This window comes from Actinoplanes sp. NPDC000266 (genome assembly GCF_042899005.1).
Lineage (GTDB): Bacteria > Actinomycetota > Actinomycetes > Mycobacteriales > Micromonosporaceae > Actinoplanes.
This window is the reverse complement of the sequence record NZ_JBIAZI010000014.1, coordinates 174,794-200,281: the sequence shown is the minus strand read 5'-3', so window position 1 is coordinate 200,281 and position 25,488 is coordinate 174,794. Positions and strand designations below refer to the sequence as shown.

Here is a 25,488-nt window from a genome sequence, read left to right as displayed (position 1 = left end):
CCCCACGGAGTCCCCATGCGCCTCACCCGTCGTACGCTGCTGTCCGCGACCGCCGCCGGGTCCGCCGCGGCCCTGCTGACCGACGCCGGCGGCGAACCCGCCCGGGCCGCCTCGCCGCCGGGCGACGTCGTCGGCAAGATCAGCGTCGGTTATCAGGGCTGGTTCTCGTGCCCGGGTGACGGCGCGCCGATCGGCGGCTGGTGGCACTGGAGCAGCGACCGCTTCCAGCCGCCGTCACCGAGCAACACGACGATCGTTTCCTGGCCCGATCTGCGGGACTTCACCCACACGTACCCGACCGCCTATCCCCATCTGGGAAACGGGGCCCCGGCCGCGCTGTTCTCCTCGTACGACCAGCAGACCGTCGACACCCACTTCGCGTGGATGCGCACCTACGGCATCGACACCGCCGCCCTGCAACGGTTCAACCCGGTCGGCGACGAGGGGCCCACCCGCGACGCGATGACCGTCAAGGTGCGCGCGGCGGCCGAGGCGACCGGCCGCAAGTTCTACATCATGTACGACGTCACCGGCTGGACGAACATGCAGTCCGAGCTGAAGACGGACTGGACCACCAAGATGTCCGCGCACACGGCCTCCCCCGCCTACGCGCGCCAGAACGGCAAACCCGTCGTCTGCGTGTGGGGCTTCGGCTTCAACGACGACGGCCGCCCGTTCGCCCCGGCCGCCTGCCTCGACGTCGTCAACTGGCTCAAGGCGCAGGGCTGCTACGTCATCGGCGGCGTGCCCACCTACTGGCGTGAGGGCAAGAACGACAGCCGCACCGGCTTCCTCGACGTCTACCACGCCTTCCACATGCTGTCGCCGTGGATGGTCGGCCGCACCGGCACCCTCGACGGCCTCGACTGGTTCCTGTCCAATGTGAACACCGCCGATCAGGCCGACTGCAACGCCCACGGCATCGACTATCAGCCGTGCGTGCTGCCCGGCGACCTGTCCTCCGGCCACCGCCGGCACGGCGATTTCTACTGGCGCAGCGTCTACAACATGGTGCGCCTGGGCGCCCAGGGTCTGTACGTCTCGATGTTCGACGAATTCAACGAGGGCAACCAGATCGCCAAGACCGCCGAGACGGCCGCCTCGGTGCCGGCCGGCACCGGCATCCGCGCCCTCGACGAGGACGGCACCTTCTGCTCGTCGGATTACTACCTGCGCATCACCACCGACGCCGGGCGCATGCTGAAGGGCCAGCTGGCGCTCACCGCCGTACGGCCGACCCCGCCCGCGCTGACCACCCCGCCGCAACCCACCGGAGATCTCGCCGCCGGCAAGGCGGTGAGCGCGAGCAGCACCAACGGCGGTTTCGCGGCCGGGAACGCCGTCGACGGCGGCGCCGCCACATATTGGGAGAGCGCCGGCGCGTTCCCGCAGTGGTTCGAGGTCGACCTCGGCGCCGCGCACGCCGTCACCCGCCTGGTCCTGCGCCTGCCCACCGGCTGGGAACGCCGCACCCAGACCATCGCCGTCCAGGGCGGCCCCGCCACGACGTACACCTTCGACCCCGCCTCCGGAAACACCGTGACCATCACGCTTCCCGGCACGGCGGTGCGCAATCTCCGGCTCACTTTCAGCGGCAACTCCGGCTGGCCGGCGGCTCAAATTTCCCAATTGCAGGTGTACGCCGACAGCACGCCCCCACCCGCAGCCGACCTCGCCCGCGGCCGCGCCACCACGGCGAGCGCCTCCGTGCAGAACTACACCCCCGGCAACACGGTCGACGGCGACCCCGGCACCTATTGGGAGAGCGGCAACAACGCCTTCCCGCAATGGATCCAGGTCGACCTGGGCGCCGCGACCACGGTCTCCCGCGTCGTCCTCAAGCTGCCGCCGTCGTGGGGCGCCCGCACCCAGACGATCGCCCTCTCCGACGGCACGGCGACGCTGTCGGCCGCCGCCCCGCGCGTCTTCGACCCCGCCCGCGGCAACACGGTGACCATCACCTGCCCGCCCACTCAGGCCCGCTACGTCCGCGCGACCTTCACCGGCAACACGGGCTGGCCGGCCGGGCAGCTCTCGGCCCTGGAGGCCTACTCCTCCTGACTCGCCGCCCTCTTCAGCCGGTCGAGGGCGCCCGTCCAGTACGCCTCGTACCGGGCCACCCACGGCGCCATGGCCCGCGCCATCGCCTCGCCGTCGATGGCGTACAGCTGATGGCGGCCCTGCCGGGTGGCGGTGACCAGACCCGCCGCCCGCAGGGCCATCAGGTGCTTGGAGATGCCGGAGGTCACCAGCCCCGGAAAGTGCGCCGACAGCTCGCTCACGCTCAGCGTCCCGTGCTCGGCGAGCAGATCGAGGATGCGCCGCCGGGTCGGGTCGGCCATCGCCCGGAACAGCTCCTCCTCAGTCACCGCCGCCCACCGCCACCGCCAGCCGCCCCGGATGCACCCACCCCGACCCCTCCTCGAGCCAGGACAGGACCAGCCGCCCCTCGAGCACGACCCACTCCTTCGCCTTACCCTTCGGTAATGCATTACCGTACGGTAAGACGTCACGAGGGTCAATGCCGCCGCGGCGGTGGAAGAATGAGGGGCGTGTATGAGCCCTACTGGGACACCACCGGCGCGGGGAAGACGTTCACGCATCCCGTCGACTTCTCGTGGCTGCCCGCCGGGTCACGGATCGTCGACTACGGGTGCGGCTACGGGCGGGTCACCGCTCTGGCCCGCGAGCACGGCTTCGCCGACGTCGAGGGCTTCGACCCGTCGGCGGCGCTGATCGAGCGGGCCCGCCGCGACCACCCCGGGCTACCGTTCCACGTGCTCGCCGATCCACCGCGGCTGCCTCACGCCGACGGCAGCGTAGACGCCGTGCTCCTGATCGCAGTCCTCACCTGCGTGCCGTCCGAGAACGACCAGCGCGACCTGATCGCCGAGCTGGCCCGCGTCCTGCGGCCGGGCGGCCTCCTCTACGTCAGCGACCTGCTACTGCAGGTCGACGACCGCAACATAGCCCGCTACGAGCGGGACGCCGGCACCCACGGCCCGTACGGCACGTTCCAAACCGACGACGGAGCCGTCCTGCGCCACCACAGCGCCGACTGGCTGGAACGACTGATCCTTTCCCACTTCGCCACCGCGGCCACGTGGGAGGTCGAGGTCGAAACCATGAACGCCCACCCGGCCACCGCCCTGCAGTTGGTAGCCCGAAAGACGCGCTTCCCCGGCCAGTCCTAGCCATTCTGGTGAAGATCGACGACTGGCACGGCCGGCCGGCGAAGCTGTCCAACGCCGAGCTGGTGACGATCGCGGTAGCTCGATAAATGCTAATCAGGAAGCGACCGAGCGGCACGCTTCAGCCGACGGCGGAGATCACCCTGGTCGCAATTCCGGTTTCGTCGATCATTTCGTGACGTCATTTCCGGCACGTGTGCTGCCGCAATTGCGCGCCGCCGGCCGGAGTCATGTGAAACATCCGATCCCGAATGGCCCGGTCGACGCCTACGAGCGACGCTTAAGGATCCACCCAGCCCGATGGACCCGGCCCGCGCGGCGACTTTCGCGTGACCCGCCGGCCGGTCCGGCGTCACCATCTCAGCCCGCGCCACCGCCTCAGCCCGATCCGTCGATTCGGGCCGCATTGCCGTCTCGGCCTCAACGGCCGGCTCGACCCGCACCCCCGCCTCGGCCCGTACTGCCTGCGGGGCCGGGGCGATGGGCTCGGCCCGGGCTGCCTGCTCGGCCTTGGTGGCCGGCTCGGCCCGGACTGTCGGGTCGGCCCGGACTGCCGGTTCGGCTTGGGTGGCCGGTTCGACCCGCGTCACTGTGTCGGCCTCGACCGGCTTTTCTGAACAACCGGCCGACGCGGTCGGCGGCACACGATCCGGACCGGAAGTGGTCACCGGCTGCTCCACGCACCCGCCCGGACTCGGGCGCCGCACCCAGTCGACCTCCTCATCCCAGACCAGCGGCGGTATCCGCTCAGTCGGATCATGCAAACCCAACTCCCCACACAAGCGCGAACACCCATGCAGGCGACACAACTTCAACGCATGGCGTCGTTTAAGACCCCATCGCCGCCGCTCATCCTGACCACGCCGGAACTCCACCATCTCCGGCGAATGACTCGGCACGCCCGACCAATCCCGCAAAGAAGCAATAACGGACCTCGAAAAGAACCCCAGCTGCGCCATGAACTATTATCCCGCACCCCGAAGATCGACAGCAAAGAAAGGATCACGCCAATCAAAAATAAAGTGTTTCCGGCCACCGAGATGTGCATTCTCATGCTGCGGACAAGGCGCGTCCCGTCACCAAGCGTAAGTGGGCCAGTGATGGCTGGTGTGAACGTTGGTCCGTGGAGGTTCTCGAGGAAACGATTCGACACGTCGCTGGTGTGGGGATACGCGCCAGCATGCTCTCGACACCGCGGCGAGAGCATTATTGAGCGAGCTCGACGCCTACTTAGTCTCGTCCTGGAAGGCGACCAGGTGCCGTTCCCGCGCGCGGGTCAGGTGGACCCTCATGGCCTCCTCGGCGGCGTCGGGGTCTGAGCGCTCGATCGCCGCCGCTATGCGCTGATGTTCGTCGTTGGTCACGGCTGTCTGGGCGTACGGGAAATAGCGCCTGTGCAAATGCAAGTGGGAGTGCAGCCGCGTGATGCTCTCGCGCAGCAGCGGGCTTCCGGAAGCCTCCGCGATCAGGTCGTGCAAGTGGGCGTCCAGGGCGGTGAACGCCGCGTGCCACTGGCGGTCGTCGCCGCCCTCTATCGTGCGGGCCGCCTCCACCGTCAGGGTTGAGCGCTGCTCCGGGGTCGCCCTCGACGCGGCCCAGCGGGCGGCCGCGCACTCCAGCAGCAGGCGCATGTCGAACATGTCGTTGAACTCGGCGCGGGTCAGCAGCGGGCTGACCGTATATCCGGCCAGGGGGCGCTTGCGGACCAGCCCCTCGGACTCCAGGCGGGCCAGGGCCTCCCGCACCGGCGTCGGCGAGACCTCCAGATCGCGGGCCAGGGCGTCGATGTTGACCCGGTCGCCCGGCTTCATGACGTGCTCCAGGACGGCCGAGCGGAGCGTGTCGTAGACATCGTCGCCCAGCGTGGAGCGCTTGAGCCTTGGCAGCGTCATGGAGCCACTCTTCCTGAGGTCTTGACGGTCCGGCATGTGACCCGGTACACATCCAGGAAACATCCTATAGGATCTACGAAGTTGAGAGGAAGCCGGATGAGTCTCGTGCGGCGTCTCGGCACCGGCGTCGCCCTCGTGGCGATCGTCGCGTCGGCCGGATGCACCAAGAAGAGCGACAACGAGCAAGCAGCGTCAGGTAAGACCCCCGGCCAGGTGAAGATCGCGCTGGTGCCGGGCGGTGCCCATCCCTACTTCCAGCCCTGGAAGACGACCGCGGCCGATGCCAAGAGCGAGTTCAAGCTCGCCGACGTCACCTTCAACGAGACCTCCGGCTGGGACCAGACCAAGCAGAACGACGTCGTGAAGTCCCTCGCGGCGCAGGGCTACAACGCCTTCGGGATCTTCGGTGTGGCCCCGGAGAACATCAATTCCACCTTCGAGGACCTCAAGCGCCAAGGTTTTGCCGTCGGTTCGCTCGCGTCCTGCCCGGCCGGCGACGTCGACAAGGCCGACTTCTGCCTCTCCACCGACGTGCAGGAGGCCGCCTACAAGGCGGCCAAGGCCGCCATCGACTCGATCGGCGGCAAGGGCAACCTCGTCCACCTGACCGGCAACAAGGTCGACTCGAACACCCAGCGGCGCATCGCCGGTGTCGAGAAGGCGGTCGGCGAGACCGGCGGGCAGGTGAAGATCCTCCAGGTCGTCACCGACATCGACACCGATCTGCAGACCGCGCAGAAGGCCGTGGCTGACCTCCTCGCGGCCAAGGGCTCGCAGATCAACGCGATCGTCAACACCGCCTACAACCCGGCTGTGGCCGCGGCCGAGGGTGTGAAGCAGGCCAAGCTGCCGATCAAGGTGATCGCCATCGACGACGACAAGACGATCCTCGACGGCATCAAGGACGGCTCGGTCGCCGGCACCGTCCTGCAGAACCCGGTCGGCCAGGCTCTCGTGGGGTCGTACGCGCTGATGAAGCTCTCCGGCGGCTGCACGATGAAGGAGCCCGGCGTGACCGTCGACTCCGGCTCCTTCGTGGTCACCAAGGCCGAGGTCGAGACGTACGAGAACGACCGTGAGGCGAAGACCGGCGAGCTGCGCAAGGCGTTCGACGACCAGTATCTGGCCTGTAACTGAAGGAGCACCCGTGCCCGTCATCACCCACGCCGAGGCGTACCTCATCGACGTGCCCGTCGAGACGTTGCGCACCGACGCCCTCCAGACGTTCCTGGCGCAGGAGACGGTGTTCGTCGAGATCCGTACGGACGACGGCGGTGAAGGCACCGGCTACACGTACACGATCGGCACCGGCGGCACCGCCGTGCTCGCGCTGCTGCGCGACTATCTGCTGCCCCGGCTGCCCGGGCAGGACCCGCGGCGGGTGGAGGCGGTGTGGCGGGACCTGTTCCTGCACACGAAGGCGACCACGGTCGGCGCCATCACGTCCCTGGCGCTGGCCGCGGTCGACACCGCGCTGTGGGACCTGCGGTGCAAGGAGGCCGGCCAGCCGCTGTGGGTGCTGGCGGGCGGGGCCAAGGACCGCATTCCCCTGTACGACACCGAGGGCGGCTGGCTCCAGCTCACCACCGAGGAGCTGGTATCCGGCGCGCTCACCAGCAAGAAGGCGGGGTGGCCGGGTATCAAGATGAAGGTCGGCCGGTCACCCCGCGAGGACGCCGAACGGGTCGCGGCCGTGCGGGCCGCGGTCGGCGACGGCTTCGACGTCATGCTCGACGCCAACCAGGCGCTGACCGCGAGCGACGCCGTCCGCCGGGCCAGGCTGCTGGAGCCGTACGACCCGTACTGGTTCGAGGAGCCGCTGCCGGCCGAGGACGTCGCCGGGCACGAGGCCCTGTCCCGCAACACCACGATCCCGGTCGCCGTCGGCGAATCCATGTACGCGCCGGGCCAGTTCGCCGAGTACGTGCGCCGCGGCGCGGCCGGTGTCGTCCAGGTCGACGTGGCCCGCGTCGGCGGCATCACCCCGTGGCTGAAGGTGGCGCACCTGGCCGAGGCGGCCAACATCGTGGTCTGCCCGCACTTCCTGATGGAGCTGCACATCAGCCTGTGCTGCGCCGTCCCGAACAGCCGCTATCTGGAACACATCCCGCAGCTGCGGGCCATCACCCTCGACGAGATCGCCGTCGAGGACGGCAAGGCGCTCGCCCCGTCGGCGCCCGGGCTCGGCATCGCCTGGGACCGCGACGCGATCGACGACCGGAGGAAGCGATGACGGCGGTCGCGGCCGCGCCGCGCGCCCGGAGGATGCCGATCTGGGCCAACCCGCGCCTGGGCCTGGTCGTGCTGCTGGTCGCGCTCGTCGTCCTGTTCACCGCGCTGCGGCCCGCTTTCATGGACACGCAGCTGACGCTCGTGCCCATGCAGGCCGACATCAGCGTCTACGTCGTGGTCGGCCTGTCCCAGCTGATGGTCCTGTCGCTGGGGCACATGAACATGGCGGTCGGCCGGATGGCCGCGACGAGCGCCTTCGCCATGGGCCTGGTCCACGACAAGCTCGGCTTCGGCCTCGTCCTGAGTCTCACGGCCGGGCTGCTGGTCGGGGCCGCGCTCGGCGCGCTGGCCGGGCTCATCATCTCGCGGACCGGCGTGAACTCGTTCGTGGTCACCCTGGCCATGGATTTCGCGCTGGTCGGCCTCATCACCATCCTCTACACCGGCGTCACCGACGGCGTGGCCTTCCCGACGATGCCGGCCGGCATGGAGGCATTGCGGTTCGACACGTTCGCCGACTACTGCCTGGGTGACGTCTGCGGGCCCCGGATCCCTTTGGTGGTCCCGTTCGCGGTCGCTGCCGCGCTACTGGCCGGTCTGCTCTTCCGCTATGCGCGGCTGGGCCGGGAGATGCTGATGACCGGCTCGAACATCCGGGCCGCCGAGCTGTCCGGCATTCCGACCCGCAGCCGCATCGTCCAGGCCCACGCGCTCAGCGGCCTGGTGGCCGGGCTGGCCGGGTTCCTCCTCGCCGCCAACAACGGCGCCTTCTCGGCCAGCATCGGTGACGGCTTCCTGCTGCCGTCGTTCCTCGCTCCCGTCCTCGGCGGCACGCTGCTGGCCGGCGGCGCCGTCAGTGTGCTCGGCACGGTTCTGGGCGCCACGCTCACCCAGGTCATCTACAAGGGCCTCAACCTGTTGCAGTTCCAGCTCGACCAGCTTCAGCTCTACATCGGACTCGTGCTGCTGGCCGCGCTGTCGCTGGACCGCCTCCGCCACGTTCTCGCCGAGAGACGAGGGGCCAAACCATGAAGCGCTTCTCCCGTACGCCGGAGTTCACGCTCACCGTCATCGCCATCCTCGGTTTCGTCGCGCTGGCCGTGGCCACCGGCGGCAACCTGCTCTCCTCGGGCACCCTGAGCGCGTTCTTCCGCTTCCTGGCCGTGCCGATCGTCATCGGGCTGTCCCAGATGGTGGTGCTGGCGGTCGGCCAGATGAACCTGTCGGTCGGCGCGCTCACCGGCCTGTGCGCGATGGTGTCGGCCTGGCTGATGCTCGAGACCGGGCTGCCGGCGGTGCTGGCGGTCCCGGCGGCGCTGCTGCTCGGCCTGGTCGTGGGCCTGGCCAACGGCGCCCTGGTGGTGCTGACGCGCATCAACGGCTTCATCGTCACCCTGGCCACGATGACCATCATTCAGGGGCTCCGGTACGGGGTGAACGGCCCGGACACTTTTCAGGGCTACTCGGAGGGCCTCCGGGCGTACGGGAAAGCCTCGTTCCTGGGTCTGCCCCTGGTTTTCCTGACCGCGCTGGCGGTGGCCGTGCTGGTCGGGCTCTACTTCGCCCGGACGGTCAGCGGGCGCCGGTTGCTGGCCAGTGGCGGAAGCCCTTTCTCGGCGCGGCTTTCCGGCATCTCGAACGACCGGTCGCTGATCGTCGCCCACGGCCTCTCCGGTCTGCTGGCGGGTGTGGCGGCGGTCCTCACGGTGGCCGCCTCGGGCTCGGTCAACGCGACCATCGGCGACGACCTGCTGCTGCCGAGCTTCGCGGCCCCGATCATCGGCGGCGTGGCCCTCGCGGGTGGCATGGTGAGTGTGACCGGAACCGTCCTGGCCGCCTTCCTCATCCGGCTCGTGGACGTCATGCAGGCCCAGTTCGGCATCAACCCGCGCTGGGTCGACCTGATCATCGGCGCCGTCGTGCTGGGCGCCGTCCTGCTCGGCACGGCACGTGAGAGGCTCACCGGAAGGCTGGCGACGACCTGATGCTGACCGCGGAGAAACTGGTCAAGACCTTTCCCGGCGTACGGGCCCTGGACGAGGCCACGCTCGAGCTGGGCGCCGGAACGGTCCACGCGCTGCTCGGCGAGAACGGCGCCGGCAAGAGCACCCTGGTCAAGCTGCTCACCGGCGTTCACCGCCCGGACGGTGGCCGGATCGTGCTCGACGGCGAGGAGCGGCATTTCGGCAACCCGATGGACGCTCAGCGGGCCGGAATCGGTGTGGTGCACCAGGAACGCAACCTCATCCCGGCCTTCTCGGTGGCCGAGAACATCTCGCTGCACCACCTGCCGAGCACCGGCGGCTGGGTCGACCGGGCGCGGATGCGCTCCGAGGCCCGGCGCGTCCTCGGCCTGCTCGAGGTCGACCTCGACCCGGACGCGCCCATCTCGCGGCTGTCGGTGGCGCAGGCCCAGCTCGTCGAGATCGCCAAGGCGCTCAGCCTGGACAGCAAGGTGCTGCTGCTCGACGAGCCGACCGCGTCGCTGACCGGCGACGAGGCCGACCGGCTCTACACGGTCGTGCGGCGGCTGCGCGACTCCGGGCACGCCGTGGTGCTGGTCAGCCACAAGCTGGAGGAGGTCTTCGCGGTCGCCGACACGGTCACCGTGCTGCGCGACGGCCGCAGCGTGACCGAGGCGGCCCCGCTCAAGGACTTCACCCAGAGCCAGGTCGTCGACCTCATGGTGGGCCGGGCGTACGAATCGGTCTCCCTTCCCGAACGCACCGTCTCCGCCACGGCCGAGCCGGCGCTGAGGCTCGACGGGGTTTCGACCGCGCTGGGCCACTCCGGCATCTCATTGTCGGTGCGGCCCGGAGAGATTCTTGGCCTGTACGGGCTGGTCGGCGCCGGGCGCAGCGAGCTGGCCAAGGCGATCCTCGGCCTGGAGCGGATCACCGGCGGCACCGTCGAGATCCACGGGAAGCCGGCCCGGATCGGGTCGGTCGGCGAGGCGCTGCGGCGGCATCGCCTCGGCTACGTCACCGAGGACCGCAAGGACGAGGGACTGTTCCTGGAACAGCCGATCGCCCGCAACATCGCGGTCACCGTGTGGCGGCGGCTGGCCAAGGCCGGACTCATCGGCGACAGAAGCGAACGGAAGCTCACCGACACGTACGTGGAACGGCTCGGCATCCGGATCGCCTCGCCGCAGCAGCTGGCCGGCCAGCTCTCCGGCGGCAACCAGCAGAAGGTGAGCCTGGCCAAATGGCTGGCCGCCGACTGCGTCATCCTCATCGTCGACGAGCCGACGGTGGGCATCGACGTCCGCACGAAGGCCGCCTTCCACGAGCTCATCGCCGGGCTGGCCGCGGACGGGCTGGCCCTGCTGCTCATATCCTCCGACCTGCCCGAGACAGTGGCCCTGGCCGACCGGATCGCGGTGATGAGCGGCCTGCGGATCGTCGGCGAGCTGGCCAACGACCACGACTACGCGCGGATGAGCCGGCAGATCATCCGGCTGATCCACGCCGGGACACACATCGAAACAGGAGTGAGCGCGGCATGAACCCGATCGAACGGGCCCGCATCGGCACGACCGGGGTCGAGGTGACCCGGCTGGGGCTCGGACTGGCGCCGATCGGCGGCCTCTACTCGCCGGTGAGCGAGGAGCAGGCTTCCGCGACCGTCGAGCGTGGCTGGGATCTGGGGATCCGCTATTTCGACGTGGCGCCGCTGTACGGCAACGGTTTGACCGAGCTGCGGGCGGGCCGGGTGCTGGCCCGCAGGGACCGGTCGTCGTTCACCCTGTCGACCAAGGTCGGCCGGTTGCTGCGGCCGGGCGACGGCGAGGACCAGGGCATCTGGGCCGAACCGGCCGACGTCGCCCCCGTGTTCGACTTCAGCGCCTCCGGCGTCCTCACCTCGTACGAGGAGAGCCTCGCCCGCCTCGGCCTGGACCGCGCCGACATCGTGCACCTGCACGACCCGGACGACCACTTCGAGGCGGCCTCGGGCGAGGCGCTGCCCCAGCTCGTGAGGATGCGCGCCGAGGGCCGGATCGGGGCTGTCTCGGCCGGCATGAACCAGTCGGCGATGCTGGCCGACTTCGTGCGCACGGGCCGGCTCGACTGCGTGCTGCTGGCCGGGCGTTACACGCTGCTGGACCGGTCGGGCGCCGACGAGCTGCTGCCGCTCTGCCTCTCCCGCGGCGTGTCGGTCATCGCGGCCGGCGTCTTCAACTCGGGGCTGCTGGCCGACCCGTCGCCGGACGCCACCTTCGACTACGCGCCGGTCGACCCATCGACCCTCGAACGGGCCATCGAGATGCAGCGGATCTGCGCGGAGTACCGCGTCCCGCTGCGGGCGGCCGCTCTCCAGTTCCCGTTCCGCCACCCGGCCATCACATGTGTGCTCGTGGGCGTCCGGTCGCCTGAAGAGGTGGAGGACGCGGTCAAAATGGCGACCCTGCCCATCCCGGAAGAGCTGTGGAAGGAACTCGACGCGTGATCATCGACGCGCACCACCACCTGTGGACCGCCGACTACGCCTGGATCCAGGACCCGTCGCTGGCCCGGATCCGGCGCGACTACACAGTGGACGATCTGCGGGCGGCGCTCGCCACCGCCGGCGTCGACCGGACCGTGCTCGTCGAGGCCGGCCGGGGCGACGACGCGGAGACGACGTCGTTCCTGGAGATCGCGGAGGCGACCCCGGAGATCGCCGGCGTCGTTGGCTGGGCCTCGCTCGCCTCACCGCGACTCGCCGCGACCATCGAGGGGCACCGCGCCGGGACCGGCGGGCATCTGTTGGTCGGCATCCGCGACCAGGTGCAGGGTAAGGGGCCCCTTTTCTTGGATGAGCTGCACGCTGGGCTGGCCACCGTCGCGGCGGCCGGGCTGGTCAACGAACTGGTGGTCAGCGCCGGCCAATTGCCCTCGGTGGCGCGGGCCGCGGCCGCCTTCCCCGACTCCGTGTTCGTTCTGGACCACCTGGGCAAGCCGGCCATCGCGGCCGGCGGCCTGGCCGAATGGCGTGACCTCGTCGCGCCCGTGGCCGCCCACCCGAACGTCGTCGCCAAGCTGTCCGGTCTGGTCACCGAGGCCGACCACCGGAACTGGACGGCCGGCGACCTCAAACCGTACGTGGAGACCGCCGTCGACCTGTTCGGCACCGACCGGCTGATGTTCGGCTCGGACTGGCCGGTCTGCGAGCTGGCCGCCACGTATGCCGAGGTGAAGAACGCCTTGGCGGAAACACTCGGCGGGATGCCGGAGGACGTCTTCGGCGGCACCGCCGTTCGCACCTACCGCTTGGAGCAACAACTTTGAACATCGTCGCCATCGAGACGTACGACGTGCGTTTCCCCACCTCGCGCGAGTTGGACGGCTCCGACGCGATGAACCCCGACCCCGACTACTCGGCCGCGTACGTGGTGCTGCGCACCGATTCCGGCGCCGAGGGCTACGGGTTCACCTTCACCATCGGCCGGGGCAACGAGGTGGTCCGGGCCGCGATCGACGCCCTGGCCCCGTTCGTGGTCGGGCGGGACGCGAGCGACCTCGGCGAGTTCTCGCGCCGGCTCACGCACGACTCGCAGATCCGGTGGCTCGGCCCGGAGAAGGGCGTCACCAGCCTGGCCGCGGCCGCGCTCGTCAACGCGGCCTGGGACCTGGCCGCGCGGGCCGCCGGCAAGCCGCTGTGGCGCTATCTCTCGGACCTGTCACCCGCGCGGATCGTCGAGATGGTCGACTGGCGTTACCTCAGCGATGCCCTCACGCCCGCCGAGGCACTGTCCATTCTGGAGGACGCCCGCGCCGGGAGGGACGAGCGCATCGCTCATCTGGAGCGGCACGGCTATCCCGCGTACACCACCTCGCCCGGCTGGCTCGGCTACGACGACGCCAAGCTGACCCGGCTGGCCCGGGAGGCCGTGGCCGACGGCTACCGCCAGATCAAGCTCAAGGTCGGCGCCGACCTGGCCGACGATGTGCGGCGGATGCGGCTGGCCCGCTCGGTCGTGGGCGACGACATCCGCATCGCGGTCGACGCCAACCAGCGCTGGGACGTGGCCGAGGCGATCGACTGGATGGCCGCGCTCGCCCCGTACAAGCCGTGGTGGATCGAGGAGCCGACCAGCCCGGACGACATCCTGGGCCACGCGGCGATCCGCCGGGGCGCGGGCGTGCCGGTGGCGACCGGCGAGCACGTGCAGAACCGGATCGTCTTCAAGCAGCTGCTCCAGGCCGAGGCGGTCGACTTCGTGCAGATCGACGCCTGCCGGGTGGCCGGCGTCAACGAGAACCTGGCGATCCTGTTGCTGGCGGCCAAGTTCGGCAAGCCGGTGTGCCCGCACGCGGGCGGCGTCGGCCTGTGCGAGGTCGTACAGCACCTGTCGATGTTCGACTACGTGGCCGTCTCGGGCAGCCTGGACAACCGCGTCATCGAATACGTCGACCACCTGCACGAGCACTTCACCGACCCGGTGGTCATCCGCGACGGCGCCTATCAGGCCCCGTCCGCGCCCGGCTTCTCGGCGCGGATGCTCCCGGCGTCGATCGCCCGGTACTCGTTCCCGGACGGGCCCGAGTGGGCCTGATCGCCGTTTCCCTCTCCGGCGGGGCGGCCCCGGTCGTCCCGCCGGTCGAGGGCGACTACGACGGCCCGGTGGCCGCGCTGCGGCACGTGCTGGCCGCGCCCGCCGGTGACCCGCCGGTGGCGCTCGTCGCGGGCACCGTCGGTGGTTCCGGCGCGGTGGGCACGGCCCGCTGCGCCGCCGTGGGTGTCTCGCCGCTGTCCGGCGGGATCGCCGAGACCCGGGCCGAGGGCCCGTTCGCGGCCGGCCTGCGGGCGGCCGGGGTCACCGGCGTCGTCCTGTACGGGCGGGCACCCTCCCCCTCGGTCGTCGTCATCGAGGACGGCGCGGCCCGGATCGAACCGGCCGGTGATTTGTGGGGCCTGGAGACCGGCGAGGCCACGTCGCTTCTGCTCGGCCGCTACGGCGCCTCGGCCGCCGTGGCGGTGATCGGGCCGGCCGGGGAGCGCGGGGTGCCGTACGCCTCGGTCATCACCTGCCGCCACCACCCGCTGCCGCGACTCGGCTTCGGCGCCGTCCTCGGCGAGCGCAACGTGAAGGCGGTCGTGTGCGTGGGATCTTCAGTTCCGCCGGTGCGCTCGCCTTCGGTCCTCACCTCACTGGCCGCCCGCTACGCCTCGGCGGCCTCGGCGAACTCGCTCTCGTCGTGGCAGAAGGGCCTTCCCGGCTTCGGCGTGTGGTCGGGCGAGCCCGGCTACGCCCCGGTCGACGGCTTCACCGACACCACGCGCGGCTTCAGCCCGCCGCCACCACCCGGCCCGGCGGCCATAGCCGCCTGCCCCGGCTGCCCCACCGACTGCGTCAAGGTGTACGCCGGCGCGGGGCTGCACCAGGAGGCACTGGCCGCCCTCGGTGGCGACTGGTCCCAGCTCCGCGTCCACGAACAGCAGGGCACCGATCCCGTCTCGGCGACCGGCCGCCTGACCGTCAATGGGGTGGCCGTCCCGCCGTTCGACCCGCGCGTGCAGCCCAATCTGGGACTGGCCTACGTGGTGGCCCCGATCGGCCCGCGCTACGACATCATCGAGCACGACCTCGACTTCGACCCGGTCGACGGCCTGCCCGCGGCCTATCCCGAAATGGAACGTCTGGGCCTGGCCGTCCCCCGCCCGCGCGGCGAGCTCGACGTGGAGCGCACGGCCCAGTTGATGCGCCTGTGGAGCGGTCTGGACGCCCTGGGCGTGTGCCTGTTCGCGTCCACACCGACCCGGCCGCTGACCCTCACGATGGTCGAGGACCTGGTCGAGGCGGTGACCGGCCGCCGGCCCGACGTGCTCGCGCTGGGCGCCACCCGCCTGCGCCTGCAACACCAGGTCAACCAGCGCCTGGGCCTTCCTCCCGGCGTCATGCCCGACCTGTTCTTCGACGAGCCGGTACGGTCGGGCAAATACGCGGGCGCCGTCCTGGACCGCCCGTCCTTCGAGGCCGCGGCCGACGCTCTGCGCGAAGAGGTCCTCACCTCCGCCCCGTGACGGTCGTCTCCTGGCGGGCCGCACGGGCGGGCCGGCACGGATGCTGGAGGGATGACACCGTTCGCGCTGCTGTTCGTGTCGTTCCTGGTGACGTTCGTGGCGACCCGCACCATCACGCGGCTGATCCGGGCCGGGGTCGGGCCGTTCCGCGACAACGTCTCCGGTGGCGTCCACATTCACCACGCGGTGCCCGGCATCATCCTGACGCTGGCCGGCGCCTACCTGTCGGTGGCGGTGGGCGGTCACCGGCCCTGGGCCGACATCGCGGGAGTGCTGATCGGGGCGGGTTCGTCGCTGATCCTGGACGAGTTCGCGCTGATCCTGCATCTGCAGGACGTGTACTGGTCGCCCGAGGGGCAGCTGTCCGTGCGGCTGGTGGCCCTGACGCTGAGCGTGCTGGGGCTGGTGCTGCTCGGGCTGAACCCGCTCACGTCCGACGCCGGCCTCGGCGCCGGCCACCTCACGGTGCTGGCGGCGGCACTCGTTCACCTCACGGCGCTCCTGGTCTGCGTACGCAAGGGAAAGTATTCGACGGCGGTCCTGGGCGTCTTCCTGCCACCGGTGGCCTGGATCGGCGCTGTTCGCCTGGCCCGGCCCACGTCGGCCTGGGCCCGCAAGCGCTACGACGCGGCCCGCCGGGCCCGCGCCCAGGCCCGCGCCGACGGCTTCGACGCCCGGTTCGGCCGCTGGGGCCTCGACATCGCCGATCTGGTCGCCGGGCGCCCGTCGGCCCCTAACCCGCCAGCAGCTCCGTCAGCGGCGCCCTGACGTCGGCCGGGTGCAGGTTGAGCGCCTCGAACTGCTCCGGCCCCGCCCACATCAGCTCGGATCGGTTGTCCGGCCCGTCGTCCAGCAGCTCGTCCCCCGCCCGCGCGGGCACCCCGGTGACCTCGCTCATCAGGAAGTAGAACGCCGGCCGCCCGTTGTGCCAGCCGGTCCACATCTGCCGGTCGATCGCCGCTCGCAGCGTGGTCTCCTCGCGCAGTTCCCGCACGGCCGCCTCGGCCGCGCTCTCACCGGCCTCGACGTGCCCGCCGGGAAGCACCGCGTAGTCGTGCCCGGGACACACCCGCTCCCCGTCCGAACACATCGGACAGTCGTCGTCCATCCGCAGGAACCGTTTGACAACCAGTACGCGAGCCCCGTCGACCACCACGGCGGCCGCCCTCGGAATCCTGTCGCCGTCCGTCATGAACCGGGTCCCCCATCGCCGCGTCCGATCTCCGCCAGACGGTGACGCACCGACCGGCCAGGCTCATCATCATGGACAACGCACTCGACGGAAAAGTCGCCCTGGTCATCGGCGGCGGGCGCGGCATCGGCGCGGCCGTGGCCCGGAAACTGGCCGGGGCGGGCGCCGGCATGGCCCTGACGTACCAACGGGATCAGGCCAGCGCCGAGGCCGTGGCCGCATCCGTGGCCGGGCCCGCCATCGCCTTCCAGGCGGACAGTGCCGACCCCGGGGCGGTGACCACCGCGGTCGACCGCACGGTCGCTGAGCTGGGCCGCCTGGACATCCTCGTCAACAACGCGGGCGCCTTCCGCCTGGGCCCGCTCGACCAGCTGACAAGCGGCGACCTCGAGGAGACGATCGCCGTCAACATCCGGGCCCCGTTCCTGGCCTGCCAGGCCGCCGCCCGCCACCTGCCGGCGGGCGGCCGCATCATCTCCATCGGCAGCAACGTGGCCGAACGCGCGGTCTTCCCCGGCTTCTCGCTCTACTCGATGAGCAAGACCGCCCTGACCGGCCTCACCAAGGCCCTGGCCCGCGAGCTGGGCCCTCGGGCCATCACGGTGAACCTGGTCAACCCGGGCCCCACCGACACCGACCTCAACCCGCCCGACGCCACGATCGCCGCCCTGACCGCCCTCGGCCACTACGCCGAGCCGGCCGACATCGCCGCCGCGGTCGCCTTCCTGGCCGGCCCGGAGGCGCGCTACGTCACCGGCGCCACGGTCAACGTGGACGGCGGCTTCACGGCGTGACGAGGGGCGCTATCCAGCCGAGAAGTCGGGGTACGCCGTGACCTGGGGGTTGGCGGCCACCCAGGCCTGCAGCTCGGGGCCCAGGGTGCCGTAGAGCTCGGCCGACACCATCGCGGCGGTGTCGGCCGCGCGGGCCAGGAGGTCGGCCGACCGTTCGTTGTGGGCGAGGGCGGCCGCCGTGTCGGCGTACTGCTCGATGACCAGGTATTCGCCCTCGACCGGGCCGAACCAGCGATAGGTCAGCGTGCCGGGTTCCTGGGCGGCGCGGGCGGTCAGGGCCGCCGTGACGTCCTCGAACTCGGCCCGCCGGCCGTCACGGGTGGTGAAGCGCGCGCGTACGAAGATGCTCATCGCTGTATTGCACCACCGGGGCGCTGGTCAGGACGGCCAGGCGGAGTTCTCGATGACGTCGACGAAGTCGATGTGGTGGTATCCGGGGACCCGGTGTTCGAGGACGTCGCCGTTCACCGTGCCGAACGTCGTGTCCGGGCGGTGGCGGAAACCCTCGGCGAAGGCGTCGACGATGGCCTTCTTGAAGCCCGGCCTCGGGTGGGCCTCGACCACCGCCCGGACCGCCTCCGGGTCGAGGTCGCCGAGGCCGATGCCCAGCACGTCGATCTCCACCCCGGCGGTGACCAGGGCGATCTCCGGCTCCAGGCGGTACGGGATCTCCGGTGTGGTGTGCAGGGCCACCGCCTCCCAGACCACGCGGGCCTCGTCCGGGCCGATGCCGTGCGCCAGCAGGAAACGGCGGGCCTCGTCGGCGCCGTCCATCTCGAAGCGCTGGTCGTCGCGCCCGTAGCGCGGGGTCAGGCCCAGGTCGTGGAAGAGCGCGCCGACGTACAGGAGCTCCGGTCTCGCCTGAAGCCCGAGCCGGCGTCCCTGCAGCGAGCCGAACAGGAACACCCGGTGGGAGTGGTGGAAGAGCAGGTCGTCGGTGGCCTCGCGGACCAGGGCGGTGGCCTCGCGGGCCAGTGCGGAGTCGGGAATGTCGATGCCGGCGATGGTCATGTGCCCACTCTCACCCGCGAACGGGCGGCGATGCCGTGTCCCTCCTGCCATGCTTGCCACAGATCGGGACATGGGAGGCAGGATCGTGCACCGGGTCACCGCGCTCGTCTTCGACGGCATGAAGATGCTCGACCTGGCCGGGCCGCTGGAGGTCTTCGCCGAGGCCGGGGGCTACGAGCTGGAGGTCAGGTCGCCCGACGGCCGCGACGTGGTCAGCTCGACCGGCGTGCGCGTGCCGGTCGACGGGCCCGCCCACGAGGCGCGGGACGTCGGCACCGCGCTCATCGTCGGCGGCGACGCCCTGCCGGTGACCCCGATCCCGCGGCCGCTGATCGAGGCCGCCCGCCTCCTGTCGGAAAAGGCGGGGAGAACGGCTTCCATCTGTACGGGGGCCTTCATCCTCGCGGCGGCGGGGCTGCTCGACGGCCGCCGCGCGACCACGCACTGGCGCCACGCCCGCCTGCTCGGCGCGGCCTTTCCCGATGTCACCGTCGAGCCGGACAGCTTGTTCGTCCGGGACGGGGCCGTCTACACCTCCGCGGGCGTCTCAGCCGGCATCGACCTGGCCCTGGCGCTGGTCGAGCGGGACAACGGCGAGCAGGCCGCCCGCACGGTCGCGCGGGAGCTGGTCGTCTTCCTCCAGCGCCCGGGCGGGCAGTCGCAGTTCTCGCCGTCGCTGGCGCTGCCCCGCCCGACCACCCCGAAGCTGCGGGAACTGACCGACGCGGTCGCCGCCGACCCGTCCGGCGACCACGCGGTCCCGGCGCTGGCCTCGCGGATCGCGGTCAGCCCGCGCCACCTCTCCCGCCTGTTCCGCGACGAGCTGGGCACCAGCCCGGCCAAATACGTCGAGTCGGTCCGGGTCGACGCCGCCCTGCGGCTGCTCACCGAGGGCCACTCGGTGACGGCGGCCGCCGGGCGCACCGGCATCGGCAGCACCGAGACGTTGCGGCGGGCCGTCATCGGCCGCATCGGCGTCACGCCCCGCGCCTACCAGCAGCGGTTCCGGTACGGTCGGCGCATGTCGGCGGATCTGCGGCCAGCCCGTGACGAGGACGTTCCCACCATCGCGCGGATCTGGGAATCGGCCTGGCGCGACGGGCATCTGGAGCACGTGTCCGAGGAGCTCGTCCGGCTCCGTACTCCCGAGACCTTCGACACCCGCACCGCCGCCATGGTCGCGCGGACGACGGTCGCCGTGCTCGACGGCGCGATCGTGGGCTTCGCCACCGTCGACGGCGACGAGGTCGAGCAGGTCTTCGTGGCCGCGGCCAGCCGGGGCAGCGGCGTGGCGGCCGAACTGCTCGACGCGGCCGAGCGGCAGGTCGCGGCGGCCGGGCACGAGACGGCCTGGCTGGCCGTGGTGGCCGGCAACGCGCGGGCCCGGCGCTTCTACGAGCGGCGCGGCTGGGCCGACGACGGCGCCTTCGACTATCAGGCCCGGCACGCGGGCGGCACGATCGCCGTGCCCTGCCACCGCTACGTCAAGCGGGTCGCGTGATCGGGCGCGCCCGCGAGCTGGCCCGCCTCCGCGACTTCACGGCGCTGCTGCTGCGCGGCGAGGCCGGGGTCGGCAAGAGCGCGCTGCTGGCCGCCGTGCCGGCCGACGGCTTCACCGTGCTGCGGGCCACCGGTGTGCCGGCGGAGACCGCGATTCCGTACGCCGGTCTGCATCAGCTCCTGCATCCGCTGGCGCCCCTGCCCGACAGCATCGGCGCGGCGCTCAAAGGGACCAGCGTCCCGTCCGTGATGGCCCTGGGCGTCGCCCTGCTCGACCTGCTCGCGGCCGGTCCGCCGCTGATGCTCGTGGTCGACGACGGCCAGTGGTTCGACGAGCCGAGCGTGCAGGTCCTCGCGTTCGCGGCCCGGCGCCTGGGCGACCTCCCGGTCCGTTTCCTGGTGGCGGTCCGCGACGGCGAGCCGTCCGCCTTCGACGACGCCGGCCTCGACGAGCTGACCGTCACCGAACTGTCCGATGAGGACGCGGCCGAGCTGCTCGACAGTCGTTTCCCCGATCTGGAACCACCGGTGCGGCGCCAGGTGCTCCAGGAGGCCGCCGGCAACCCGCTCGCCCTGGTCGAGCTGCCCACCGGCGCCACCGCGGGCCTCGACCATCTGCCGCTGACCCGCCGCCTGGAACGGGTCTTCGCCTCCCGCCTGCGCGCGCTGCCGGCCCGGGAACGGGCCGAGCTGCTGCGCCTCGCCCTGGACGGGGCCGGCCGTCAGGGGTACGGCTCCCAGTACGTTCCCCGTGATGTCGAGACCGCCCGCGCCACGGGCCTGCTCGAACCGGCCCGGCTGGCCTTCCGGCATCCGCTGGTCGCCTCGGCGGTCGTGCAGCTGGCCTCCCCCAACGAACGCCGCGCGGCCCACGCCGACCTGGCCGCCCTGCACGCGAACGACCTGGAACGCCGCGCCGTCCACCTGGCCGCGGCCTCCGTCGACCCGGACGCCGCCGTCGCGACAGCCCTGGAGGAGGCAGCCCGTTCGGCCGTACGCCGGGGCGGGGCCACGACCGCAGTCCAGTGGCTGACCCGCGCCGCCGAGCTGAGCCCGGCCCCGGCCGACCGCGACCGGCTCCTGGGCGACGCCGCCTTCATCGCCGGCCAGGCCGGTCTGCTGGAACGCGCCGAGATCCTGGTCGCCGCGACCGGCCGGATCGCCTCACCGGACGCCGTGCTGACCGCCGCCTACGTGGCCCTCTACCGGCACGGCGACGTCGGCATGCACGGCACCGTGGCCGGCGTCCTGCGGGCCCGGCACGCCGAGCTGGACGACGCGATGCTGGCCCGGGTCGTGCACCTGCTGCTGGCCATCAGCCAGTTCGCGGCCGACCCGGCGGTGTGGCGGGCCACCGACGAGCTGGTCGACCTTCTCCGCGACCGGCTGCCGGCCACCGCTCTGCTCGCGCGCGACGCGTGGAGCGACGTCGCGCACCGCGGGGCGGGCCTGCGCGACCGGATCCGCGAGGCGGTCGCCGCCACCGACGAGGCCGAGCCGTGGGACCTGATGCGCCTCGGCGTGGCCGCCTTCTACACCGACTCGCTGGCCGACCTGCGCCCCTACCTCGACCGGATGGTGGAGCGCGAACGCGACGCGGGCGCGGTGACCACGCTGATGACGCTGCTCCAGCTGCTGGTCCTCGACGACATCGCGACCGGCCGGTGGGACGACGCCGTGCGCGGCTGCGCCGAGGGTCTCGCGCTGACCGCCGAGCACGGCAACGAGCTGTTCGGCCATCAGTTCCGGGCGTTCCTGGGCCTGGTGGCGGCCCAGCGCGGCGAGACGGCCCGCGCCGCCGAGCTGCAGGCCGAGGTCGAGGCGTGGGCCCGGCCGCGGCGGGTCGGTTTCCTGCTCCAGTTCGCCGAGGACATCGGCGTGCTGTCGGCGCTCAGCTCCGGCGACTACGAGACGGCCTGGACGTACGCGTCGGGCATCACGGCGCCGGGCACCTTCCCGCCGTACGCCCAGCACGCCCCGCGGATGCTGCTCGACCTGGTCGAGGCCGCCCTGCACACCGGCCGCGACGCCCAGGCGGAGGCCCACGCGACGGCCGCGGCCACGCTGCGGGGCATCTCGCCGAGGCTCGACCTGCTCGTGGAGGGCGCGCGGGCGATGACCGCGCCCTCCTCGGAGACCTTCGCCGCCGTACGCCGGGAGCCGTTCCCCTTCGAATGGGCCCGCGTCCGCCTGGCCGAGGGCATGTGGCGGCGCCGGCGCAAGGAGAAGACCGAGGCCCGGGTGGCGCTGACCGAGGCCCTGGCCGTCTTCGAGCAGCTCGGCGCGGCGCCGTGGGCCGCCCGCGCGCGGCAGGAGCTCCAAGCCGGCGAGGTGTCGACCTCGGCGACGCTGACCGCGCAGGAGAGGCACATCGCCGAGCTGGCCGCGACCGGGCTGAGCAACAAGGAGATCGGCGCCCGGCTGTTCCTGTCGCCGCGGACCGTGGGCGCTCACCTGTACCGCATCTTCCCGAAACTCGGCATCACGTCGAGGGCGGCGCTGCGCGACGCGCTGGGTTAGGTCATTCAACTGATTCGGGTGCCATGACTGCGGGACGACTCTTCTCGGCATGACACCTGTTGTTCTCATCCACGGTCTCTGGCTCCACTCCTCCTCCTGGCAGCCCTGGAGCGACCTGTTCGCCGCCCGCGGCTTCGACCCGGTGGCGCCCGGCTGGCCCGGCGAGCCCGCGACCGTCGCCGAGGCCCGCGAGAACCCGTCGGCGGTGGCCGGCATCGGCATCGACGACGTCGTCGCCCACTACGCCTCGGTGGTGCGCGGGCTGCCCAGCGCGCCGGTCATCATCGGCCACTCCTTCGGCGGTCTCATCACGCAGAAGCTGCTCGCCATGGGCCTGGGCCGGGCCGGCGTGGCCATCGACCCGGCCCAGATCAAGGGCGTCAAGCCGCTCCCGTTCGCCCAGCTGCGCTCCGGTTTCCCGGTGCTGGGAAACCCGGCGAACAAGCGCCGGGCCGTCTCGCTGACGGCTTCGCAGTTCCGGTACGGCTTCGGCAACGCCCTCGATCCGGAAGAGTCGGACGCCCTGTTCGACCGCTGGACGATCCCGTCGCCGGGCCGCCCGCTGTTCGAGGCGGCATTCGCCAACTTCACGAAGAACTCCCCGGCCGCCGTCGACACCGGCCGCGCCGACCGCGCTCCCCTGCTGTTCGTCTCGGGCCAGCGCGACCACACCGTGCCGGACGTGGTCACCCGCGCCGCGTTCAAGCTGTACGGCGACTCCACCGCGGTCACCGACCTCAAGCAGTTCCCCGACCGGGGCCACTCCCTGACCGTCGACCCCGGCTGGCGCGCCGTGGCCGACGCCACCTTGGACTGGTTGTCCCGCCAGGGCATCACCCGGTGACGGCGTCGTAGGGTCGGTCCATGCGCGAACTGCCCGGTCCCATCGTCGTCGCCCCGATGGCGGGCGGGCCCACCACAGCGGCCCTGGTCGTCGCGGCCGGGAAGGCCGGGGCGCTCGGCTTCCTCGCGGCCGGGTACAAGACGCCGGCGGCGGTCGAGGAGGAGCTGCGGACGGTACGGAGCGCCGACGTGCCGTACGGCCTGAACATCTTTGTGCCGATGCCGGCGCCGCCGGACCGGGAACCGCTCCTCCGGCACCGGGAGAGGCTGTTCGCGGAGGCGGCGCGCTACGGGGTGGAGCTGCCGCCGCTGCGTCTCACCGACGACGACCATTTCGACGCCAAGGTGGCGCTGGCGATCGAGTACGAGGTGCCGTACGTCAGCTTCACCTTCGGTGTTCCGCCCGCCGACGCTGTCGCCGCCCTGCGAACTGTGCTGATCACGGTGACCAACCGCGACGAGGCGGTACAGGCTCTGGCCGCCGGGCCCGATGCCCTCATCGCCCAGGCCGGAACGGCCGGCGGTCACGCCTCGACCACCGACCCGGCCGCCTACGCGGGCACCACGACGGCCTCGGAGGTGCTGGCCGACGTGCTCGCGGTGACCTCGCGGCCGGTCGTCGCGGCCGGCGGCACCGGCTCGGCCGCCGACGTGGCGGCGCTGCTGGCCGCCGGCGCGGCCGCGGTGCAGGCCGGGACGTACTTCCTGCTGGCCGACGAGGCCGGCACCCGGCCCGCCCAGCGCGAGGCCATGCTCTCCGGCGCCTATCGGGAAACGGCCGTGACCAGGGCGTTCACCGGTCATCCGGCGCGTGGGCTGCGCAACCGCTTCATCGACGCCTACTCCGAGGCGGCGCCGGTCGGATATCCGGCCCTTCACCACCTGACGGCGCCGATCCGGGCCGCCGCCGCGGCCGCCGGCGACGCGTCGGCTCTGAACCTGTGGGCCGGTACCGGCTTCGCCGCCGCCCGCCCCGGCCCGGTGGCCGAGCTGATCAAGGCGCTGACCCCGTAGGGATTCGTCCGGCCGGCCGACCACGACCCGGCCGAACGGGCCGAATGCCGGTTTTCGCCCTTGCCGGGTACGGAGAGGGTCCGTACGGTCGCTGGTCATGGAAATGAGGCAGCGGGTGACCACGGCGGCCCATCTGGCGCTGGAGCAGTGGTCACAGCGGCTCGGCGCGGACGGCATGGCGGCCATGCGGTCACGGCCCGGCCTCGCGGCGGCGGTCGACCAGCACATCGCGCAGATCCGCGACACCATCGGGAACGCACGGCCGGAGGCGCTGGCCGCCTACGCCGACGGGGTCGCCGACGCGGTCACGGCCAAGGGGTGGAGAGCCGGCGAGACCGCGAGAGGGTGGGAGGGCGCTTCCTGGCCCTCCCTGCACCTGCTCGCGGTCTGCGTCCTGGCCGAACGGCTCAGCTGAACCGGCGGTTGTCCTCGCCCGGGAGGTCGGCCTCGATGCGCTCCTTGCGCACCTCGCCGGTGACGGTCTCCTCGTCGGTGACGCGCTCCTTGCCCAGGCGCACCCGCTCGACCGGGACGGTCTCGGTCTCCACGACCGGGCGCTCGGCGTGCAGCGTGACCTCGTGCTCCGACTCGGTGAGGTCGGGGCCGGCCAACGCGGCGCCCCGGTTGGCGCCGGTGATCGGCTCGCGTTCGAGGCGGACCTCCTCGCGCTCCACCGGGATGGTGGCCTGCTGCTGCTCGGTCACCACGTACTTGCGCAGCCGGGCCCGGCCGGCCTCCTCGCGCCGGGTACCGGCCTCGAGGCGCTCCTCGGAGCGGGTCATCGCGCCGTCGTCGTCGCCGTCACGGTCACGGCCGGTGTAGTTGTCGTCCGTGCGGGAGTAGCCCGTGCCGGTGTAGTTGGCGTTTCCGGCGGCCGCACCGGCCTCGTAGGCGCGGGCGCTGTCCTGCCAGTTCAGCCCGTAGTACTCGTACAGCCGCTCGACGTCGTCCTGGGTCAGCGGCTCGTCGTGCGACGCGTCCACGTTGGGCGCGTCCTTCACCTTGGCCTTGTCGAACGGCAGCACCAGCCGGTCGCCGTCGAGGTCGGCCTGGCTGAGCGGCACGAACGACTCCTTGAGCCCGAACAGGCCGGTCTTGACGCTCGCCCATGTGGGCTGCCCGGCGCCGTCCTCCCACACCTGCCCGACACTGCCGATCTTGTCGCCGTCGGGGCCGTACACGTTGTGTCCGCTCAGAGCGCGGACCTGGTCCAGAGTAATCATCAGGGGGTCCTCCTTGGAGCTGGGTACGCCCCAATCCGTACCCGTGGCCTTTGCCGTCATGCATGCGAT

Annotated in this window: 24 protein-coding genes; 18 read left to right on the top strand and 6 right to left on the bottom strand. The window is 71.7% G+C overall.

The window, feature by feature from the left end:
* Positions 1 to 15: 15 nt before the first annotated feature.
* Positions 16 to 2,061 (top strand): glycoside hydrolase family 99 protein, encoded by a 2,046-nt coding sequence (locus ACFY36_RS43485; RefSeq protein WP_499751788.1) that lies wholly within the window; start codon positions 16 to 18, stop codon positions 2,059 to 2,061.
* On the opposite strand, the gene ACFY36_RS43480 is transcribed toward ACFY36_RS43485, so the two are convergent.
* Complete coding sequence (locus tag ACFY36_RS43480; RefSeq protein ID WP_499751787.1) at positions 2,049 to 2,369, bottom strand: ArsR/SmtB family transcription factor; 321 nt, start codon at positions 2,367 to 2,369, stop codon at positions 2,049 to 2,051. The two genes, ACFY36_RS43485 and ACFY36_RS43480, sit on opposite strands and share 13 nt — an antisense overlap.
* A 183-nt stretch (positions 2,370 to 2,552) precedes the next feature.
* Between ACFY36_RS43480 and ACFY36_RS43475 the strand changes: the two genes are divergently transcribed.
* On the top strand, positions 2,553 to 3,194 hold the full coding sequence (locus tag ACFY36_RS43475) for a class I SAM-dependent methyltransferase (protein ID WP_499751786.1): 642 nt from the start codon (positions 2,553 to 2,555) through the stop codon (positions 3,192 to 3,194).
* 1,223 nt (positions 3,195 to 4,417) lie between these two features.
* Here ACFY36_RS43475 and ACFY36_RS43470 read toward each other — a convergent pair.
* Positions 4,418 to 5,083: a GntR family transcriptional regulator gene (locus tag ACFY36_RS43470; RefSeq protein ID WP_499751785.1), complete on the bottom strand. Its 666-nt coding sequence runs from the start codon at positions 5,081 to 5,083 to the stop codon at positions 4,418 to 4,420.
* 96 nt (positions 5,084 to 5,179) lie between these two features.
* On the opposite strand from ACFY36_RS43470, the gene ACFY36_RS43465 reads away from it, so the two are divergent.
* The 10 genes from ACFY36_RS43465 to ACFY36_RS43420 are packed head-to-tail and all read left to right on the top strand — an operon-like array spanning position 5,180 to position 16,090.
* A complete protein-coding gene (locus ACFY36_RS43465; protein ID WP_499751784.1) occupies positions 5,180 to 6,220 on the top strand; it encodes a sugar ABC transporter substrate-binding protein in 1,041 nt (346 codons plus the stop codon).
* Between the two features lie 10 nt (positions 6,221 to 6,230).
* The gene (locus tag ACFY36_RS43460; RefSeq protein ID WP_499751783.1) at positions 6,231 to 7,316 is read left to right on the top strand and encodes a mandelate racemase/muconate lactonizing enzyme family protein; all 1,086 of its coding nucleotides are present in this window, start codon (positions 6,231 to 6,233) and stop codon (positions 7,314 to 7,316) included.
* Positions 7,313 to 8,347: an ABC transporter permease gene (locus tag ACFY36_RS43455; RefSeq protein WP_499751782.1), complete on the top strand. Its 1,035-nt coding sequence runs from the start codon at positions 7,313 to 7,315 to the stop codon at positions 8,345 to 8,347. Before ACFY36_RS43460 ends, ACFY36_RS43455 begins: the two co-directional genes overlap by 4 nt.
* Complete coding sequence (locus ACFY36_RS43450; RefSeq protein ID WP_499751781.1) at positions 8,344 to 9,300, top strand: ABC transporter permease; 957 nt, start codon at positions 8,344 to 8,346, stop codon at positions 9,298 to 9,300. The genes ACFY36_RS43455 and ACFY36_RS43450 overlap by 4 nt, the downstream gene beginning before the upstream one ends.
* Positions 9,300 to 10,823 carry a sugar ABC transporter ATP-binding protein gene (locus tag ACFY36_RS43445; RefSeq protein ID WP_499751780.1) on the top strand — a complete coding sequence of 508 codons (1,524 nt, stop codon included), beginning with the start codon at positions 9,300 to 9,302 and terminating at the stop codon, positions 10,821 to 10,823. The genes ACFY36_RS43450 and ACFY36_RS43445 overlap by 1 nt, the downstream gene beginning before the upstream one ends.
* A complete protein-coding gene (locus ACFY36_RS43440) occupies positions 10,820 to 11,764 on the top strand; it encodes an aldo/keto reductase (RefSeq protein ID WP_499751779.1) in 945 nt (314 codons plus the stop codon). The genes ACFY36_RS43445 and ACFY36_RS43440 overlap by 4 nt, the downstream gene beginning before the upstream one ends.
* Positions 11,761 to 12,585 carry an amidohydrolase family protein gene (locus tag ACFY36_RS43435; protein ID WP_499751778.1) on the top strand — a complete coding sequence of 275 codons (825 nt, stop codon included), beginning with the start codon at positions 11,761 to 11,763 and terminating at the stop codon, positions 12,583 to 12,585. Before ACFY36_RS43440 ends, ACFY36_RS43435 begins: the two co-directional genes overlap by 4 nt.
* Positions 12,582 to 13,853 (top strand): enolase C-terminal domain-like protein, encoded by a 1,272-nt coding sequence (locus tag ACFY36_RS43430; RefSeq protein WP_499751777.1) that lies wholly within the window; start codon positions 12,582 to 12,584, stop codon positions 13,851 to 13,853. The genes ACFY36_RS43435 and ACFY36_RS43430 overlap by 4 nt, the downstream gene beginning before the upstream one ends.
* The gene (locus ACFY36_RS43425) at positions 13,844 to 15,322 is read left to right on the top strand and encodes an aldehyde ferredoxin oxidoreductase N-terminal domain-containing protein (RefSeq protein WP_499751776.1); all 1,479 of its coding nucleotides are present in this window, start codon (positions 13,844 to 13,846) and stop codon (positions 15,320 to 15,322) included. Before ACFY36_RS43430 ends, ACFY36_RS43425 begins: the two co-directional genes overlap by 10 nt.
* Before the next feature lie 51 nt (positions 15,323 to 15,373).
* Complete coding sequence (locus tag ACFY36_RS43420; RefSeq protein ID WP_499751775.1) at positions 15,374 to 16,090, top strand: hypothetical protein; 717 nt, start codon at positions 15,374 to 15,376, stop codon at positions 16,088 to 16,090.
* Here ACFY36_RS43420 and ACFY36_RS43415 read toward each other — a convergent pair.
* On the bottom strand, positions 16,056 to 16,514 hold the full coding sequence (locus tag ACFY36_RS43415) for an NUDIX domain-containing protein (protein WP_499751774.1): 459 nt from the start codon (positions 16,512 to 16,514) through the stop codon (positions 16,056 to 16,058). The genes ACFY36_RS43420 and ACFY36_RS43415 overlap by 35 nt on opposite strands.
* Before the next feature lie 71 nt (positions 16,515 to 16,585).
* Here ACFY36_RS43415 and ACFY36_RS43410 point away from each other — a divergent pair, with 71 nt between their 5' ends.
* Positions 16,586 to 17,308, top strand: a complete 723-nt coding sequence (locus ACFY36_RS43410; RefSeq protein ID WP_499751773.1) for an SDR family NAD(P)-dependent oxidoreductase — start codon at positions 16,586 to 16,588, stop codon at positions 17,306 to 17,308.
* A 9-nt stretch (positions 17,309 to 17,317) separates the two neighbouring features.
* Here ACFY36_RS43410 and ACFY36_RS43405 read toward each other — a convergent pair whose 3' ends face one another.
* Both ACFY36_RS43405 and ACFY36_RS43400 read right to left on the bottom strand, forming a co-directional pair.
* Positions 17,318 to 17,659: a putative quinol monooxygenase gene (locus ACFY36_RS43405; RefSeq protein WP_499751772.1), complete on the bottom strand. Its 342-nt coding sequence runs from the start codon at positions 17,657 to 17,659 to the stop codon at positions 17,318 to 17,320.
* A 27-nt stretch (positions 17,660 to 17,686) separates the two neighbouring features.
* The gene (locus tag ACFY36_RS43400) at positions 17,687 to 18,319 is read right to left on the bottom strand and encodes an HD domain-containing protein (RefSeq protein WP_499751771.1); all 633 of its coding nucleotides are present in this window, start codon (positions 18,317 to 18,319) and stop codon (positions 17,687 to 17,689) included.
* Positions 18,320 to 18,389: 70 nt separating this feature from the next.
* On the opposite strand from ACFY36_RS43400, the gene ACFY36_RS43395 reads away from it, so the two are divergent.
* From ACFY36_RS43395 to ACFY36_RS43375, 5 genes are all read left to right on the top strand, one after another.
* Positions 18,390 to 19,820 (top strand): GNAT family N-acetyltransferase, encoded by a 1,431-nt coding sequence (locus ACFY36_RS43395; protein WP_499751770.1) that lies wholly within the window; start codon positions 18,390 to 18,392, stop codon positions 19,818 to 19,820.
* Positions 19,817 to 22,339, top strand: coding sequence for a LuxR C-terminal-related transcriptional regulator (locus ACFY36_RS43390; RefSeq protein WP_499751769.1), 2,523 nt, complete (start codon positions 19,817 to 19,819; stop codon positions 22,337 to 22,339). The genes ACFY36_RS43395 and ACFY36_RS43390 overlap by 4 nt, the downstream gene beginning before the upstream one ends.
* 49 nt (positions 22,340 to 22,388) lie before the next feature.
* Positions 22,389 to 23,183: an alpha/beta hydrolase gene (locus tag ACFY36_RS43385; RefSeq protein ID WP_499751768.1), complete on the top strand. Its 795-nt coding sequence runs from the start codon at positions 22,389 to 22,391 to the stop codon at positions 23,181 to 23,183.
* A gap of 20 nt (positions 23,184 to 23,203) precedes the next feature.
* A complete protein-coding gene (locus ACFY36_RS43380) occupies positions 23,204 to 24,196 on the top strand; it encodes a nitronate monooxygenase (protein ID WP_499751767.1) in 993 nt (330 codons plus the stop codon).
* A 97-nt stretch (positions 24,197 to 24,293) separates the two neighbouring features.
* Entirely contained in the window at positions 24,294 to 24,611 is a 318-nt protein-coding gene (locus ACFY36_RS43375; RefSeq protein ID WP_499751766.1) for a DUF6401 family natural product biosynthesis protein, read from the top strand.
* On the opposite strand, the gene ACFY36_RS43370 is transcribed toward ACFY36_RS43375, so the two are convergent.
* A complete protein-coding gene (locus ACFY36_RS43370) occupies positions 24,604 to 25,419 on the bottom strand; it encodes a PRC and DUF2382 domain-containing protein (protein WP_499751765.1) in 816 nt (271 codons plus the stop codon). The genes ACFY36_RS43375 and ACFY36_RS43370 overlap by 8 nt on opposite strands.
* Between the last annotated feature and the right edge of the window lie 69 nt (positions 25,420 to 25,488).

Bases quoted from the DNA above. Each gene is read 5' to 3' on its own strand.
- ACFY36_RS43485 (WP_499751788.1), top strand. From the start codon at position 16: ATGCGCCTCACCCGTCGTACGCTGCTGTCCGCGACCGCCGCCGGGTCC.
- ACFY36_RS43470 (WP_499751785.1), bottom strand. From the start codon at position 5,083: ATGACGCTGCCAAGGCTCAAGCGCTCCACGCTGGGCGACGATGTCTAC.
- ACFY36_RS43465 (WP_499751784.1), top strand. From the start codon at position 5,180: ATGAGTCTCGTGCGGCGTCTCGGCACCGGCGTCGCCCTCGTGGCGATC.
- ACFY36_RS43455 (WP_499751782.1), top strand. From the start codon at position 7,313: ATGACGGCGGTCGCGGCCGCGCCGCGCGCCCGGAGGATGCCGATCTGG.
- ACFY36_RS43450 (WP_499751781.1), top strand. From the start codon at position 8,344: ATGAAGCGCTTCTCCCGTACGCCGGAGTTCACGCTCACCGTCATCGCC.
- ACFY36_RS43445 (WP_499751780.1), top strand. From the start codon at position 9,300: ATGCTGACCGCGGAGAAACTGGTCAAGACCTTTCCCGGCGTACGGGCC.
- ACFY36_RS43440 (WP_499751779.1), top strand. From the start codon at position 10,820: ATGAACCCGATCGAACGGGCCCGCATCGGCACGACCGGGGTCGAGGTG.
- ACFY36_RS43420 (WP_499751775.1), top strand. From the start codon at position 15,374: ATGACACCGTTCGCGCTGCTGTTCGTGTCGTTCCTGGTGACGTTCGTG.
- ACFY36_RS43415 (WP_499751774.1), bottom strand. From the start codon at position 16,514: ATGACGGACGGCGACAGGATTCCGAGGGCGGCCGCCGTGGTGGTCGAC.
- ACFY36_RS43410 (WP_499751773.1), top strand. From the start codon at position 16,586: ATGGACAACGCACTCGACGGAAAAGTCGCCCTGGTCATCGGCGGCGGG.
- ACFY36_RS43405 (WP_499751772.1), bottom strand. From the start codon at position 17,659: ATGAGCATCTTCGTACGCGCGCGCTTCACCACCCGTGACGGCCGGCGG.
- ACFY36_RS43400 (WP_499751771.1), bottom strand. From the start codon at position 18,319: ATGACCATCGCCGGCATCGACATTCCCGACTCCGCACTGGCCCGCGAG.
- ACFY36_RS43395 (WP_499751770.1), top strand. From the start codon at position 18,390: ATGGGAGGCAGGATCGTGCACCGGGTCACCGCGCTCGTCTTCGACGGC.
- ACFY36_RS43385 (WP_499751768.1), top strand. From the start codon at position 22,389: ATGACACCTGTTGTTCTCATCCACGGTCTCTGGCTCCACTCCTCCTCC.
- ACFY36_RS43380 (WP_499751767.1), top strand. From the start codon at position 23,204: ATGCGCGAACTGCCCGGTCCCATCGTCGTCGCCCCGATGGCGGGCGGG.
- ACFY36_RS43375 (WP_499751766.1), top strand. From the start codon at position 24,294: ATGGAAATGAGGCAGCGGGTGACCACGGCGGCCCATCTGGCGCTGGAG.
- ACFY36_RS43370 (WP_499751765.1), bottom strand. From the start codon at position 25,419: ATGATTACTCTGGACCAGGTCCGCGCTCTGAGCGGACACAACGTGTAC.